Genomic DNA, 15,663 nt, shown 5'->3' on the forward strand with positions numbered 1-15,663 from the left:
GACGTATCCTGTCCCCCCTGTCCTCCGGGCAGGTTGATTCTGATGCGGGAGGTGCGCTTGAGCCGCTTCGAGCGGGTACGGGGACGGCTCCGCCGCGCGTACGAGTCGGGCCGGGAGTCGGTGCGGCGGGCCCGCGCCGACCCGACCACCGTCGCCGACGGCGGGCCGGGCCGCGCCGGGGCGACGGGCGGCGTCGACTCCACCGGGGAGGCCGGGGTGGCGTCCCCCACCTCGCCGGGCCCGGCGGCCCCGCCGTCGGCGACGGTGGTCGGCGTCGAGCCGCCCGCCGCGATGCACAACTCCACCGCCAGCCGGGACGACGCCGACGTGCCGCACGCCCTGCGGATCGCCGCCGCCTGGTCGTGGCGGCTGATCGTCGTAGGTGTGGTGTTCTGGGCGCTGCTGAAGATCGTCGCCACCATCAGCATCGTGATCATCCCGCTGGCCATCGCGCTGCTGCTCTCGGCGCTGCTCGCGCCGGCCGTCGGCTGGCTGCTGCGGGCGCGGCTGCCCCGCTCGCTGGCCACGGCGGTGGTGCTGGTCGGCGGCCTGGCCGGCGTCATCGGCACGCTGACGCTGGTGGTGAACGAGTTCATCAAGGGCGTGCCGGAGCTGAGCAAGAAGTCGTCCGAGGGCGTCCGGCAGATCCAGGACTGGCTCAAGACCGGCCCGTTGCACCTGTCCGACAGCCAGCTCACCCGGTACATCGACGAGGCGCAGGACTGGATCAACAACAACACCGAGAAGTTCACCAGCGGGGCCGTCTCCACCGCGGCGACCCTGGCCGAGGTGCTGACCGGCATCGTGCTGGTGCTCTTCGCCACCTTCTTCTTCCTGCGCGACGGCAGCCGGATCTGGCGCTTCCTGGTCCGGCTGCTGCCGGTGGCCGCCCGGTGGAAGGTCGACGACGCCGGCCGGGCGTCCTGGGAGACCCTGGGCGCCTACGTCCGGGCCACCGTGCTGGTCGCGTTCATCGACGCCGTCGGCATCGGCGCCTTCCTGGTCTTCTTCGACATCCCGTTCGCGTTCCCGCTGGCCGCGCTGGTCTTCCTCGGGGCGTTCATCCCGATCGTCGGGGCGGCGCTCTCCGGCGTCGTCGCGGTGCTGGTCGCGCTGGTCGACAGCGGCCCGGTCACCGCGCTGATCATCCTGGGCGTGGTGATCGGCGTGCAGCAGGTCGAGGGCCACATCCTCCAGCCGCTGATCATGGGTCGGGCGGTGGCGATCCACCCGCTCGCGGTGATCATCGGCATCGCGGCGGGCGTGGTGCTCGCCGGGATCACCGGGGCGCTGGTCTCGGTGCCGCTGATCGCGGTGCTCAACACGGCGGTCCGCCGGCTCGCCGCGCGTACCGTGCCGGACACCCCGCCGGACGCCGTGGTGGTCGCCTCGAAGGCGCCCTGACCGTCCCGTGGAGCCACCGGGCCCGTCCCCGCCGTCGCGCGGGGGCGGGCCCGTCTCTCGTCGGGCGCGCGTGCGTCAGGACCGGCCGGGCGCGTGCGTCAGGACCGGCCGAGGCGTTCCAGGGCGCCCCGGGCGACCTCCGGGCGGGTGGTGTACCAGAACGGGGGCAGCGAGCGGCGCAGGAACGGGCCGTAGCCGCGCGCCGTCTCCAGCCGCGAGTCGAGCACCGCGACCACGCCCCGGTCCCCGGTGGCCCGGATCAGCCGGCCCACCCCCTGGGCCAGCCGGACGGCGGCGATCGGCACGCTCACCGCGGCGAAGCCGGAGCCGCCGCCCGAGTCCACGGCTGCGGCGCGGGCCGCCGCGAGCGGCTCGTCCGGGCGGGGGAAGGGCAGCCGGTCGATCACCACGAGCTGGCAGGCGTCGCCCGGCACGTCCACGCCCTGCCACAGGGACATCACCCCGAACAGGCAGCTCGACCGCTCCTCGCGGAACCTGCGGACCAGCAGCGGCAGCGACTCCTCGCCCTGGAGCAGCACCGGCAGGTCGGTCCGCGCCCGCAGCAGCTCCGCCGCCTGCTGCGCGGCCCGCCGCGAGGAGAAGAGCCCGAGGGTACGCCCACCGAGCGCGCCGACCAGCGCAAGCAGCTCCTCGCCGGCCGCCTCGGGCAGCCCGGAGACGCTGGGGCGGGGCAGGTGCGCGGCGACGTACAGGATGCCCTGCCGGGCGTAGTCGAAGGGCGAGCCGACGTCGAGCGACCGCCAGCCCGGCCCCTCGGTGGCCGGGACGGTGCCGGTGGTGGGGCGGCTGCCCGGCGCGGCGGCGACCGGGGCGGCACCGGGCGGGGCGTCACCACGGGCCGTGGCGACGGCCAGCGCGGCGGCGGCCGGGGACGGCGGGGAGGGCGTCGGCGCGTCCAGGCCCAGCGCCCGGGCCACCGTGTCGAACCGGCCGCCCAGCGCCAGGGTCGCCGAGGTGGCGACGACGGTGCGCTCGTCGTAGAGGTGGGTGGCGAGGGTGCCGGCGACCGAGAGCGGGGCCACCACCAGGGCCCGGCGGCTGCCGTTGTCCGGCTTCTCCACCCAGGCCACGTCGTGCTCGGCCTCCTCCAGCAGCCGCTGGGCGGTGGCGGACAGCTCGTCCAGCACCGCCTTGGCCTGCTGCTTGCGCACCGGGTCCGGGTCGTCGGACTTGACCTCGCCGATCGCGTCCAGCGCGGCCCGGGTGGCCGCGTCGAGTAGCGTGCACGCCTCGCGCAGTGGCCCCGGCAGCCCGGCGGTGAGCCGGCCCGCAGGCACCTCGGCCAGCCCGACGGCGAGGGCGTCGCCGGCCTCGGTGAGCCGCTCGGCGACCTCGGGGCGCAGCAGCGGGCGGGCCCGCCGGGTGGACCGGTCGATCAGCTCGGGCACCAGCTCGGCCTGGGCGGCGGAGGAGACCCGGTCGGCCAACTCGTGCGCCTCGTCCACGATGAGCAGCTTGTGCGGCGGCACGATGTGCCGCCCGGCGAGCATGTCGACGGCGAGCAGGCTGTGGTTGGTGACCACGAGGTCGGCCTCGCGGGCCCGGGCCCGGGACGCCTCGGCGAAGCACTCCGCGCCGAACGGGCAGCGGGACGCCCCGACGCACTCCCGGGCCGGCATGGACACCAGCCGCCATGCCTGGTCGTCGACGCCCGGGTCCAGCTCGTCCCGGTCGCCGGTCTCGGTCTCCAGCGCCCAGTCCCGCAGCCGCTGGATCTGCTTGCCCATCCGGCCGGCCTCGCCGAGCCACTTCCCGCCCCCGCCGCCGGCCCGGGGCTCCACGGCGTCGAAGAGGGTCTCCGTCGGCTCGTCCTCGGTCGAGTTGTCCAGCCGGGCCAGGCAGAGGTAGTGGTGCCGCCCCTTGAGCACCGCGAAGGTGGGCCGCCGGCCGAGCACCGGCTCCACCGCGTCGGCGAGCCGGGGCAGGTCGTGGTCGACGAGCTGGGACTGCAACGCCAGGGTCGCGGTGGAGACCACCACCGGGCCGTCCACGGTCAGCGCCGGGGTCAGGTAGGCCAGCGACTTTCCGGTGCCGGTGCCGGCCTGCACCAGCAGGTGCTCGCGGGAGGTCACGCACTCCTCGATCGCGGTGGCCATCTCCTGCTGGCCGGGGCGGGCCGCCCCGCCGGGGACCGCGCCGACCGCCGCCGCGAGCAGCTCCCCGGCGCTCGCCCGCTTCCCGCGCCGCCGGGATGCGCTGCGGGGGAGGGCGGAACCGGGAGCGGTGCGCGGCGGAGTCACCGTGCGACGGTACCCGCCGCCGTCGACGCCGGGCACGCCCCGCCCCGCGTGGCGGGGTCACCCTACGGAATCCCACGGGCCGCATCCGGTTACTTCTCCCGCGCGACGGATGGGCGGTATCGACTAGGGTGCGACTCATGCCGAGCGACGTGGTCCGCGTGATCTACCGCAAGTACGACGGCAGCGCCCACCGCGACTACCCGGCCCGTCGGCTGGCCGAGGACGATCTCGGCGTCTGGCTCGGCGTGCCGGCCGGCACCGAGTCGGTCTACCACGGCCGGCCCTCGGTGGAGCAGATCCCCTTCGTGTTGCTGGTGCCGCGGCACGCCTGGTGGACGGGGATGTTCAACCCGCCGCCGCGGACCAGCGAGGTCTACTGCGACATCACCACCCCGGCCCGGTGGGAGGGCGACGACACCGTCCACCTGGTCGACCTGGACCTGGACGTGGTGCGCCGCCGGGGCACCGGGCTGGTCGAGCTGCGCGACGAGGACGAGTTCGCCGAGCACCGGGAGCGCTTCGGCTACCCGGCCGACCTGGTCGCCGAGGCCGAGGCCGCGTCCCGCCGGCTGCTGGTCGCGCTCGGCGACGGCAGCGAGCCGTTTGCCACGTCGTACCGGAAGTGGCTGGCCCTGGTGGTCTGAGCCCGCCCCTCCGTCCGGGGCGTCACCAGCGCGGTGGCCAGGCTCCCCGGCTTCCCGACGCCCCACCCACCCCGAACGTGACCCCCACCCCTCGGGCGCTCACCGGGCGGGAGCGGGTGGGGTGGGCGATGATCCGGGGATGGACGAGTTCGGTGGAGTGGAGGTCGTGGCGCCGGAGGGCGGCACGGTGCGGGAGCTGTTGCGGGTGGGCGGCGGGGCGGTGGACCTGGGGGCGGTCGATCCCCGGTCGACGCCGGGGCTGCCCGCGGCGGCGGGCCGCGGCGGCGCCCGCAAGGCGTGGGCGCGACAGCAGGTGGAGTTGGCCGGTGTGGGGCTGGGGCGACAGCAGGAGATGCTGTTCGCCGCGGCCAAGGGCGCGGCCGGACCGGATGCCCCGGCGAGCGCCCCGACGACCGCTGACGCGGGCCTGGGGCGGGGTCGCCCCGGGCGGGTGCTGCTGGTGCTCCAGGCCATGGACTGCGGTGGCAAGGACGGCACCATCAAGCGGGTGGCCGGCGCGATGAATCCGCTCGGGCTGCACATCCGCTCGTTCGGCCCGCCCACGGCCGCCGAGCGGCGGCACGACTTCCTGTGGCGGGTCCGGCGTGCCGTGCCGCCGCCCGGGTACGTCGGGATCTTCAACCGCTCGCACTACGAGGACGTGCTGATCGCCCGGGTGGAGTCGCTGGTGCCGGCGGCCACCTGGCGGGCCCGGTACGACAAGATCAACGCCTTCGAGCGGGAGCTGACCGACGCCGGGGTGGCCCTGGTGAAGGTGATGCTGCACATCTCGTACGCCGAGCAGGGGGAACGGCTGTCGGCGCGGCTGAGCGACCCGGCCAAGCACTGGAAGTACAACCCGAGCGACCTGGACTCCCGGGCCCGCTGGGACGACTACCAGGCCGCGTACGCCGAGGCCCTGGAGCGGTGCGGCACGGACGCCGCGCCCTGGTACGTGGTGCCGGCCGACCGGAAGTGGTACCGCGACTGGGCGGTGGCCCATCTGCTGCGGGAGACGTTCGGTGACCTGGATCTGGGGTATCCGCCGGCGGACTTCGACGTGGCGGCTCAGCGTAGGCGGTTGTGCGGTGATTGACCGGGTCAAGGTGAACGACAGGTGAACGACCAGTAAATGGCGGCTGGCCGAGGGTGGGCCGAGGAATTCGTGGTTCCGCCGTTTCCTAGCATTCCCACTGCAGGCACCCCCGGGGCGTCCGCCGTCCTTCCACCGACACGACGAGGTCCAGGCTGTGAAGTTTTCCTTCCGCCCCACCGAGGGCGCCTTCTACGAGCTCTTCACCAGGGCCGCGCAGAACTTGGTACGGGGCACCGCGCTGCTGAACGAGCTGGCCCTGCCCGGCGTGGACGTGCAGTCGGTCAGCGAGCGGCTCACCGAGGTCGAGCACGACAGCGACCAGATCACCCACGACCTGTACAAGAAGATCAACTCTACTTTCATCACCCCGTTCGACCGCGAGGACATCTATCGCCTGGGCTCGCTGCTCGACGACGTGATGGACCACCTGGAGGCCGTGGGCAACCTGCTCTACCTGTACGGCCTGACCAAGCTGCCGTCGCTCCCGCGTGAGCTGCACGACCTGGTCAACGTGCTGGACCAGCAGGCCAAGCTGACCGCCGAGGCGATGCCCCGGCTGAAGTCGATGAAGGACCTCGAGGACTACTGGATCGAGTGCAACCGGCTGGAGAACGACGGCGACCAGGTGTACCGGATGCTGCTGGTCCGCCTCTTCTCCGGCGAGTACGACGCCCTGACGGTGCTCAAGATGAAGGAGGTCGCCGACGAGCTGGAGGCGGCCTGCGACGCCTTCGAGCACGTGGCGAACACCGTCGAGACCATCGCGGTCAAGGAGTCCTGATCCTGTGACTCCCGAACTCATCGCCGTGCTGGCGGTGATCGCGGTGGCCCTGGCGTTCGACTACACCAACGGCTTCCACGACGCCGCCAACGCGATCGCGACCAGCGTCTCGACGCGCGCCCTGACCCCCCGGGTGGCGCTCGCCCTCGCCGCGGTCGGCAACTTCGTCGGCGCCCACTTCGGCGCCGGCGTCGCCAAGACCGTGGGCGACGGCCTGGTCACCCTGCCCACCGGCGTGGCCAGCCTGGGGGTGCTCTTCGCCGGGGTGCTCGGCGCGATCGCCTGGAACCTGATCACCTGGTACTTCGGCCTGCCGTCGTCGTCCTCGCACGCGCTGTTCGGCGGCCTGGTCGGGGCGACCCTGCTGGCCGCCGGCGGGGTGGTGCAGTGGGGCACGATCGGCGCGAAGATCCTGCTGCCGATGGTGCTCTCGCCGATCATCGGCCTGACCCTGGGCTACCTGCTGATGCTGGCGATCCTGTGGATCTTCCGCAACGGGCAGCCGGGCAAGCTCAACCGGGGCTTCCGCTGGGCGCAGACCGCGTCGGCGGCGGCCATGTCGGTCGGCCACGGCATGCAGGACGCCGCGAAGACCATGGGCATCGTGGTGCTCGCCCTCTACACCGGTGGCTTCCAGGACGACAAGACCCACATCCCGGGCTGGGTGTTCTGGACCTCGGCGGCCATGCTGGCGGCCGGCACGTACGCCGGTGGCTGGCGGATCATCCGGACCCTGGGTCGCAAGATCATCGACCTGGGTCCGCCGGAGGGCTTCGCCGCCGAGACGGTGGCCAGCGCGGTGCTCTACTTCAACGCCCTGGTGCTCCACGCGCCGATCTCCACCACCCACACGATCACCTCGGCGATCATGGGCGTGGGGGCGACGAAGCGGCTCTCCGCCGTGCGCTGGAACGTCGCCGGCAACATCGTGATCGCCTGGGTCATCACGTTCCCGGCCGCGGCGCTGATCTCCTGCGTCGCGTACCTGCTGGTCCGCCCGCTCTTCGGCTGACCGCCGGTTCGGAGGGGCTCCCCGCGTCGACGGGGAGCCCTTCCGACTCACTTGTAGCGCACGCCGATCTGCTCGCGGACGGCGTCCAGCAGGGCCATCACCTCAAGGGTGGTCGAGTGCGGGACGAGCGGGCTCTCGGTCAGCCCTGCGGCGAGACAGCGCTGCACCTCGGCGGCCTCGTACTGGTAGCCGCCGCCGGTCAGGTCGGCGGGGATCGTCTCCGGGGCGGCCCCGGCCCGGTGCAGGGTCGCCGACGGCGGCCGGAAGAACGGCGCGGGCAGGTCGATCCGGCCGGCGGTGCCGGTGATCGAGGCGACCATCGGGGTGGCCCCGATCATGCCGCAGCTCAGCGTCGCCACCGCCCCCGAGTCGTACCCGAACACCATGCCGGTGTTCTCGTCGACCCCCTCGGGGCCGAGCTTCGCCCAGGCCCGGACGTGCTGCGGGACTCCGAGCAGCAGGTGGGCCAGGCTGACCGGGTAGACGCCCAGGTCGAGCAGGGCCCCGCCGCCGAGCGCGCGGGACCGCATCCGGCTTTCCGGCGCGAACGGCCCGGCCGCCCCGAAGTCCGCCTGCACGCCGGTGACCCGCCCCACCGCCCCCTCGGCGATCAGCTCGACCACCCGCAGGATCAGCGGGTTCGTCCGCATCCACATGGCCTCCATGAGGAAGACCCCCCGGGCGCGGGCCGCCTCGACCAGTTCGGTGCTGTCCGCCAGGTCGAGGGTGAACGGCTTCTCCACCAGCACCGCCCGGCCGGCGGCCAGGCAGGTCATGGTCGCCTCGTGGTGCGCGACGTGCGGCGTGGCCACGTAGATCGCGTCCACCTCGTCGTCGGCGGCCAGATCCGCCCAGGAGCCGTACGCCCGCTCCGCGCCGTGCCTGTCGGCGAACCGCCGCGCGCCCTCCGGTGTCCGCGAGCCGACCGCCACCAGCTCGGCTCCCGGCACCAGCCGGAGGTCCTCGGCGAAGCGGCCGGCGATGTGGCCGGTGGCCAGAATCCCCCAACGTGTCATGCGCCCACGCTAGCCGGGGCCGGTCCGGGCCCCGACGTCCGCCGAATCGGGCGACCCACCCTGCGGGACTAGGCTCGACGTATGACGATCGACAGCGACGGCTTCGCCGCCCCGCCGGCCCTGGTCGAGCACGCCCGCCGGTTCCGCGCCGAGGGCAACCCGCCGGCGCGGCCCCGGGTCTCGGCCACCGTGCTGCTGCTCCGCCCGGCCGGCGCCGACTTCGAGGTGTACGTCATCCGCCGCGTCGCCGCGATGGTCTTCGGCGGCGTGTACGCCTTCCCCGGCGGCGGGGTGGACCCGTCGGACTCCCAGGCCCATCTCGACTGGGCCGGCCCGGAGCCGGCGGCGTGGGCCGGGCGGCTGGGCGTCGCGCCGGACGCCGCACAGGCCGTGGTGTGCGCCGCCGCCCGGGAGGTCTTCGAGGAGTCCGGGGTGCTGCTGGCCGGCCCGGACGCGGCGACCGTGGTGGGCGACGTCAGCGGCGACGACTGGGAGGCCGCGCGGCAGGACCTGGAGGCCCGCCGCCGGGGCTTCGCCGACCTACTGGCCGGCCGGGGGCTCACCCTCCGGTCGGACCTGCTGCTGCCGTGGAGCCGGTGGATCACCCCGGAGTTCGAGCCGCGCCGCTTCGACACGTACTTCTTCGTGGCTCTGCTGCCGCAGGGGCAACGGACCCGGGACGTCTCCGGGGAGGCCGACCACACGATGTGGGTCCGCCCGGCGGATGCCCTGGCCCGGGCGGAGGCCGGCGAGCTGACCATGCTCCCGCCGACCCTGGTCACCCTGGCCCAGGTGGCCGCCGCCGGTGACCTCGCCGGGGTGGCCCGCGCGTCCGCCACCCGCGACGCCGCCACCCCGATCACCCCCCGCCTGGACCTGCCGGAGGACGGCGAACCCCGCTTCGTGCTCGGCTGAGCGCCCACCCCCTCCTCGCCGATCTTGCACTTCCGGCCCGGTCAAATCCGGCACACCACCCGAAACGGGGGCCGCAACTGCAAGATCGACGGGGTGGGGTGGGGCGGGGTTGGTGGGGTCAGCCGAAGCGGCCGGTGATGTAGTCCTCGGTCTTCTTCTGCGACGGGTTGCTGAAGATCTTCTGGGTGTTGTCGTACTCGATGAGTCGGCCCGGGTCGCCGGTCTTCTCGATCGAGAAGAACGCCGTGCGGTCGGAGACGCGGGCGGCCTGCTGCATGTTGTGCGTGACGATGATGATGGTGAACTTGTCCTTGAGCTGGAACATCAGGTCCTCGATGGCCAGCGTGGAGATCGGGTCCAGCGCGGAGCAGGGCTCGTCCATCAGCACCACCTGCGGCTCGACCGCGATCGTCCGGGCGATGCAGAGCCGTTGCTGCTGGCCGCCGGACAGGCCCGCGCCCGGCTTGCCGAGGCGGTCCTTCACCTCGTCCCACAGGTTCGCCGAGCGCAGCGCCCGCTCGGCGGCCTCGTCCAGGATCGACTTCTTCCGCACGCCGTTGAGCCGCAGCCCGGCCACCACGTTCTCGTGGATGCTCATGGTGGGGAACGGGTTCGGCCGCTGGAAGACCATGCCGATCGTCCGGCGCACGGCGGTGACGTCCACGTCGCGGTCGTAGATGTTCTGCCCGTCGATGGTCAGGTCGCCCTCGACCCGGGCCCCCGGCAGCACCTCGTGCATCCGGTTGATCGACCGCAGGAACGTCGACTTGCCGCAGCCGGACGGCCCGATCAGGGCGGTCACAGTCTTCGGCTCGACGGTCAGGTTGATGTTCTCGATCGCCTTGAAGGCGCCGTAGTAGGCGGTGACGTTCGAGGCGTCGATGCGCTTGGCCATGGTGGTGGTACCTCCGGGGTTCATCGGCCGAGCCGGTTCCGGCGGGCCAGCAGCTTCGCCGCGACCGTCAGGATCAGCACGAGGGCGACCAGGGTCAGCGCCGCGGTCCAGGCCCGTGCCGGGGCGTACCGCGACGCGTCACCGGCCTGCTGGTAGACGAAGAGGGCCAGCGACGACTGGTTGTTCTCGAACGGGTTGAAGTTGATCGCCGCGCCACCGCCGGCGACGAGCAGCACCGGCGCGGTCTCGCCGGCCGCCCGCGCGACGGCGAGCATGACGCCGGTGACAATGCCGGGCAGCGCGGTCGGCAGCACGACCCGCAGGATGGTCTTCCACTTCGGCACGCCGAGGGCGTACGCCCCCTCGCGCAGCGGCGCGGGGACGAGCCGGAGCATCTCCTCGGTGGAGCGGACCACGGTGGGCAGCATCAGGACGCTCAGCGCGAGCGCGGCGGCGAAACCGGAGAAGCCCGGCCGGCCGTCGTTGAACACCGGCGAGACGACCAGCACCCAGAACGCCAGCACGAACAGGCCGGAGACGATCGACGGGATGCCGGTCATCACGTCGACGAAGAACCGGATCGCGAAGGCGAACCGGCCCCGGCCGTACTCGACCACGTAGATGGCGCAGAGGACGCCGAGCGGGACGGTGATCAGCGCGGCGATGCCGACCTGCTCCAGCGTCCCGACGATCGCGTGGTACGCGCCGCCGTTCGGGTCCCGGGCCCCGATGTTGTTCATCGAGGTGCCGAAGAAGTCGCCGTCGAGACGCTCGACGCCCTTGCTGACCAGCGTCCAGACCACCGAGGCGAGGGGCAGGACGGCCAGCACGAACGCGGAGTGGATCAGCGCGCTCCAGGTGCGGTTGCGGGCCGACCGCCGCCCCTCGACGGCGTTGCTGGCCGCGAAGAGGCCGGCCAGGTGGAGCAGCGCGGCGAGGACGACGACGAGGACCGGGCCGCCGATGCCGGCGCCGTACACGATCGCGGTGGCGACCACGAGGGCCGCCAGGGCGATCGCCGGGGCGGCGTACCGGGGCAGGCGCTTGGCCCGGAGGTCGGGCGGCTGGGCCGGGGGCCGGGTGTGCTGGTTGGCGACGGTGGTGCTCATGCGGCCGACTCCGTGAACTCCCGGCGGCGGTGGACGATCGCCCGGGCGGTGATGTTGACGATCAGCGTGATGGTGAACAGCACCAGGCCGGAGGCGATCAGCGCGCCCCGCCCGGTGTCGTTCGCCTCGCCGAACGCGTTGGCGATGTTGGCGGCGATAGTGTTGCCGCCGTTCTCGATGAGGTTGAACGAGATGCCGAAGGTGATGCCGAGGGTCATCGCCAGCGCGATGGTCTCGCCGAGCGCCCGGCCCAGGCCGAGCATCACCGCGGCGATGATGCCGGGGCGGCCGTACGGCAGCACTGCGGTGCGGATCATCTCCCAGCGGGTCGCGCCGAGCGCGAGCGCCGCCTCCTCGTTCGCGGTCGGGGTCTGGAGGAACACCTCGCGGGAGAGCGAGGTGATGATCGGCAACACCATGATCGCCAGGACCAGCGAGCCGAGCATGATCGACTTACCGAACGGACCGTCGCCCCCGAAGATCGGGATCCAGCCGAAGTACTGGTTCAGCCAGGCGGAGAAGTCCCGGACCGGGGTGACGAAGACGTCTCGTCCCCAGAGCCCGAAGACCACGCTCGGCACGGCGGCGAGCAGGTCGATCAGGAAGCCGAGGGCGGTGCCGAGCCGGCGCGGGGCGTAGTGGGAGAGGAAGAGCGCGATGCCCAGCGCCACCGGCACCGCGATGAGCAGGGCCAGCGCGGAGCTGAGCACCGTACCGAAGGCGAGCGCGCCGATGCCGAACTTGGGGGCGGTGTCGTTCGGCGACCAGCCCTCGTACGTCCAGAAGTTCGCGGTGTTGGCGCGCAGGGCCGGCACCGCCTTGGCGATCAGGAAGACCGCGATGGCGGCGATGATCACCAGGACGGTGGTGCCGGCGGCCAGGGTCAGACCGCGGAACGCGCGCTCCGCGCCGAAGGCCCGCGCCCGGGGTAGGCCACCGCCGCCGCCGAGGCCGTCCCCGCCCGGGGTACGGGTGCTGACTGGTGACTCGGCCACACGCGCCGATGCGCCGGCGGGCCGCTCCTGGCCTGAGGCCACGCGGATCCCGCCGGTGCCGGCGTCGGCCGAGCGGTGAGGGGTTTCACCCATCTGCTCGCTCGCTTCGAGTTGAGGGAGGTGGTGTCGTGGCGTGGGGTCAGGAGAGGTTCTTGACCGCGGCCTCGACCCTGGTCCGGACCGATTCCGGCAGCGGGGCGTAGCCCAGGTCGGTCAGCTCGGCCTGGCCCTCGGCGCTGGCCGCGTGGCCCAGCAGGCCCTTGACCAGCGGCAGCTTGTCGGCCGCGAGGCCCTTGCCGCAGACGATCTCGTACGTCACCAGGACGATCGGGTACGCCCCGGCCTCCTTGGTGTTGTAGTCGACCGACATCTTGAGGTCGTCGCCCTGGCCCTCGATCTTGGCCCCGGCGATGGTCTTGCCCGCGTTCTCGGCGGTCAGCTCGGCGAACTCGCCCGCGCCGTTGCCGATCTTCGCCATCTTCAGGCCGGCGTTCTCGGCGAAGGACCACTCCATGTAGCCGATCGAGCCGTCGGCGCCCTTGACCGAGCTGGCCACGCCGTCCGAGCCCTTGGCGCCGGTGCCGCCCGGGGCCTTCCACGCCTTGGCGTTGTCGAAGGTCCAGTCCGCACCAGCGGTCTTGGCCAGGAACTTGGTGAAGTTGTCGGTGGTGCCGGACTCGTCCGAGCGGTGCACCGTCTGGATGGTGGTCGACGGCAGCTTGGCGTCCGGGTTGTCGGCCTTGATGGCCGGGTCGTCCCACCTGGTCACCTTGCCGGCGAAGATCTTCGCCAGGGTGGCCGGCTTGAGCTGGAGGTCGTCCACGCCGCTGACGTTGTGGGCGACGGCCACCGGGCCGATCACCATCGGCAGGTGGACGGCCTTGCCGCCGGAGCACTTGGCGTCGGCCTGCGGCTGCTCCTCCGGCTTGAGGGCCGAGTCGGAGCCGGCGAAGTCGGCGGTGCCGGCGATCAGCGCCTGGATGCCGGCGCCCGAGCCGGACGGCTCGTAGTTGATCGTGCTGCCGGCACACTTCTGCTGGTAAGCCTTGATCCATTCGGCCATGGCGTTCTTCTGGGCCGAGGAGCCCTGCGCGTTCAGGGTGCCGGTGGCGCAGTCGGCCGCGGCGGCCGACCCGGAGGCGGAGGCGCCGCCGGCGGGCTCGTTGTTGTCCGAGCCGCATGCACTGAGACCGAGCACCGCAGTGAGAGCGAGGCAGGCGATAGTGCCGTGCCGCTGGAGCTTCACCTGAGGGTTTCCCTTCACGTCTGGACGGGCCGCTCCGGATGGGGGCCCGGGGGCCGGCGTGACCGGCTGACCTGAAAGCTAGGAGCGCCAGGTAGCCGGATCGCCCGTCAGAAGTGAACGAGGGGTGAACAGGTGCGGCCGGACAGATGGCCATGGGCCGAGGACGGGTTGTCCAATTAGTGAACGCGCGGCTCGGGATCGCTGTTAGTGCGATATCAGCCGTCAGCGCGTCGAGGTCTCCGTGTTGCCTCGCCGTGACGTGCTGGTTGGGGGGTTGGTGGCCTCAGCCGAGGTGGTAGTTGACGTGGGCGCACCAGCGGGCGAAGCCGGTCCGCTCGTACAGCGCGACCGCCGCGGTGTTCGACTCGTCGACGAAGAGCATCACCCGGTCCAGCCCTCGCCGGTCCCGCAGGTGCGCCAGTCCCGCCGCGGTCAGCGCCCGGCCCAGGCCGCCGCCGTGCGCCGCCGGGTCGACCCCGAGCACGTAGACCTCGCCGATCCGGGCCGACCCGGGCCGCTCGTGCACCTTGGTCCAGTGGAAGCCGAGCAGCCGCCCCGTGGCGGACTCGACGGCGAGCAGGAAGCCGGCCGGGTCGAACCACGGCTCGGTGAGGCGTAACCGCAGGTCGGCTGCCGTCCACCGGCCCTGCTCGGGGTGGCTGGCGAAGGCCCGGGCGTTGAGCGCGAGCCAGGCGTCGTCGTCCGCCCCGGGGACGAACGCGCGCAGGACCACCCCGTCGGGCAGGGGCGGCTCGGCCGGCGGGTCGGCCAGTGGGCGACGTAGCTGCCAGAGCACCCGGGACCGGGTGAGGCCGAGGTCGACGGCCAGCGCGGCGGCGGACGGGTGGTCGCCGTGCGCCCAGGCCCGCACCGGCCCGGTGGCCGCGTCGAGCGCCGCCCGGGCCAGCACCCGGCCGGTGCCCCGCCGCCGGCGGGTGGGGTGGACGGCCAACTCCACGCCGACGCCGGCCGCCGGGTCGGTGGTGTCCAGGTGGGCGTAGCCGGTCAGCGTCCCGTCCGGCGCGCGGGTGGCGAGGTGGACGGCCGGGGCCCGCGGGTCACGCAACCGCAGCAGCGTGTGCTCGTCGAACGGGTCGGCCCCGTCGGCGTCCCCGGCCGCCCGGGCCAGGGCCAACACGTCGGCCGCCTCGGCCGCCGTCAGCGCCGCGCTGTGGGTCACCCGGTCGGTCGTCAACTCGGCGCTGCTCATTCCGTAACCGTAACGGGTGCGGCCCGGGCCGTGGCCGCTCCGCCGGCGGCACCCCGCCACCACGACCCCCGCCACCATCGCCTCCGCCTCCGCCGGTGGTCGGGGTGTCCCCTGCCGGCGGGGTGGTCGCTCAGGTGGCGCCGGTGGGGACGGGCAGGGCCTCCAGCCGGAACCGGCCGGTCAGGTCCGGCAGGAGGCCGTGCAGCGAGTCCACGGTGCCCTGCCGGTCGCCGCCCGCGTCGTGCAGCAGTACGACCGCGCCGGGCCGCACTTCGGCCGAGACCACGGCGGCGATCCTCGCGGCCCCCGGCGCCCTCCAGTCCGACGGGTCGACGGTCCAGTGCAGCGGGATCATGCCGATCTCCTCGGCCACCGACACCACCTGGTAGGTCCACGCGCCGCCGGGCTGACGGAAGTAGCCGATCGGGGCGCCGGGCACGGCGTCCCGGATCGCCGCGTTGGTGCGCAGCAGGTCGGCGCGGATCACGTCCGGCGACCGCTTGCCGAGCAGCACGTCATGCTGCCAGGAGTGGTTGCAGAGGGTGTGCCCGTCGGCCACGATCGCCTGGATCAGGTCGGGGTGGTTCCGGGCGTTCTCGCCGACCACGCAGAAGGTGGCCTTGACGTCGTAGTCCCGCAACAGGGCCAGGACCTGCGGGGTGTACCGCGGGTCGGGCCCGTCGTCGAAGGTGAGCGCCACCATCGCCGAGCCCGTGCCGGCCCGGGCGCCGAACAGGCCGTCGCCCGCTGTCTCCGACGGTTGCCCGGTGGCGTCGGCCTGGCCGCCCACGGTGGGACTGGGAGTGGGCTTGGCAGGACCGGAGGTCGGGGCCGATGGCCGGGGGCGGTCCCCCGGCGGCTGGTCGGCGTACGGCGGGTCGTCCGCGTGCGCCGAGACTCCCGTGGGGTGTGGCCTCGGCTCGGGGGCCATGCTCTGCCCGAGCGCGTACGCGGAGCCGAGCAGCGCGACCACCACGACCGCGGCGAGCCCGACGAAGCGTCCGCCCGCTGTGGGGGTCATCAGCCGACACCGCCGCTCGGGCACCGGGACCGGCCCCTGTTCGCCCCCGTGGTCATCG

The 15,663-nt window shown here is 73.3% G+C and carries 13 protein-coding genes and 1 pseudogene; 6 read left to right on the forward strand and 8 right to left on the reverse strand.

All coding sequences use genetic code 11. From position 1 onward, the window contains the following. Window positions 1-42: 42 nt before the first annotated feature. A complete protein-coding gene (locus ACH4T9_RS06480) occupies window positions 43-1,404 on the forward strand; it encodes an AI-2E family transporter (RefSeq protein ID WP_396670485.1) in 1,362 nt (453 codons plus the stop codon). Between the two features lie 98 nt (window positions 1,405-1,502). Here the strand turns inward: ACH4T9_RS06480 and ACH4T9_RS06485 are convergent. Next, a pseudogene (locus ACH4T9_RS06485) lies at window positions 1,503-3,692 on the reverse strand (ATP-dependent DNA helicase); the annotation flags it as partial. A gap of 110 nt (window positions 3,693-3,802) precedes the next feature. Between ACH4T9_RS06485 and ACH4T9_RS06490 the strand changes: the two are divergent. The 4 genes from ACH4T9_RS06490 (at window position 3,803) to ACH4T9_RS06505 (ending at window position 7,198) form a co-directional block, all read left to right on the forward strand. Continuing rightward, window positions 3,803-4,309: a DUF402 domain-containing protein gene (locus ACH4T9_RS06490; protein WP_396670484.1), complete on the forward strand. Its 507-nt coding sequence runs from the start codon at window positions 3,803-3,805 to the stop codon at window positions 4,307-4,309. A gap of 139 nt (window positions 4,310-4,448) precedes the next feature. Beyond that, the gene (locus ACH4T9_RS06495) at window positions 4,449-5,405 is read left to right on the forward strand and encodes a PPK2 family polyphosphate kinase (RefSeq protein ID WP_396670483.1); all 957 of its coding nucleotides are present in this window, start codon (window positions 4,449-4,451) and stop codon (window positions 5,403-5,405) included. Between the two features lie 154 nt (window positions 5,406-5,559). Continuing rightward, window positions 5,560-6,186 (forward strand): DUF47 domain-containing protein, encoded by a 627-nt coding sequence (locus ACH4T9_RS06500; protein ID WP_161686268.1) that lies wholly within the window; start codon window positions 5,560-5,562, stop codon window positions 6,184-6,186. A gap of 4 nt (window positions 6,187-6,190) precedes the next feature. After that, entirely contained in the window at window positions 6,191-7,198 is a 1,008-nt protein-coding gene (locus tag ACH4T9_RS06505) for an anion permease (protein WP_396670482.1), read from the forward strand. Window positions 7,199-7,245: 47 nt separating this feature from the next. Here ACH4T9_RS06505 and ACH4T9_RS06510 read toward each other — a convergent pair whose 3' ends face one another. Then, window positions 7,246-8,214 carry a Gfo/Idh/MocA family protein gene (locus ACH4T9_RS06510; protein ID WP_396670481.1) on the reverse strand — a complete coding sequence of 323 codons (969 nt, stop codon included), beginning with the start codon at window positions 8,212-8,214 and terminating at the stop codon, window positions 7,246-7,248. An 81-nt stretch (window positions 8,215-8,295) separates the two neighbouring features. On the opposite strand from ACH4T9_RS06510, the gene ACH4T9_RS06515 reads away from it, so the two are divergent. After that, entirely contained in the window at window positions 8,296-9,129 is an 834-nt protein-coding gene (locus ACH4T9_RS06515; RefSeq protein ID WP_396670480.1) for an NUDIX hydrolase, read from the forward strand. 118 nt (window positions 9,130-9,247) lie between these two features. Here ACH4T9_RS06515 and pstB read toward each other — a convergent pair whose 3' ends face one another. From pstB to ACH4T9_RS06545, 6 genes are all read right to left on the reverse strand, one after another. After that, window positions 9,248-10,024, reverse strand: coding sequence for a phosphate ABC transporter ATP-binding protein PstB (gene pstB / locus ACH4T9_RS06520; protein WP_387014599.1), 777 nt, complete (start codon window positions 10,022-10,024; stop codon window positions 9,248-9,250). A gap of 20 nt (window positions 10,025-10,044) precedes the next feature. After that, window positions 10,045-11,133 (reverse strand): phosphate ABC transporter permease PstA, encoded by a 1,089-nt coding sequence (gene pstA / locus ACH4T9_RS06525; protein WP_396670479.1) that lies wholly within the window; start codon window positions 11,131-11,133, stop codon window positions 10,045-10,047. Next, window positions 11,130-12,221 carry a phosphate ABC transporter permease subunit PstC gene (gene pstC, locus ACH4T9_RS06530; protein WP_396670478.1) on the reverse strand — a complete coding sequence of 364 codons (1,092 nt, stop codon included), beginning with the start codon at window positions 12,219-12,221 and terminating at the stop codon, window positions 11,130-11,132. The genes pstA and pstC overlap by 4 nt, the downstream gene beginning before the upstream one ends. Window positions 12,222-12,267: 46 nt before the next feature. After that, the gene (pstS, locus tag ACH4T9_RS06535; RefSeq protein ID WP_396670759.1) at window positions 12,268-13,374 is read right to left on the reverse strand and encodes a phosphate ABC transporter substrate-binding protein PstS; all 1,107 of its coding nucleotides are present in this window, start codon (window positions 13,372-13,374) and stop codon (window positions 12,268-12,270) included. 283 nt (window positions 13,375-13,657) lie between these two features. Next, window positions 13,658-14,584, reverse strand: a complete 927-nt coding sequence (gene mshD, locus ACH4T9_RS06540; RefSeq protein WP_396670477.1) for a mycothiol synthase — start codon at window positions 14,582-14,584, stop codon at window positions 13,658-13,660. 130 nt (window positions 14,585-14,714) lie between these two features. After that, window positions 14,715-15,605, reverse strand: a complete 891-nt coding sequence (locus ACH4T9_RS06545) for a polysaccharide deacetylase family protein (protein WP_396670476.1) — start codon at window positions 15,603-15,605, stop codon at window positions 14,715-14,717. Between the last annotated feature and the right edge of the window lie 58 nt (window positions 15,606-15,663).

Source organism: Micromonospora sp. NPDC020750, assembly GCF_044334565.1.
Lineage (GTDB): Bacteria > Actinomycetota > Actinomycetes > Mycobacteriales > Micromonosporaceae > Micromonospora.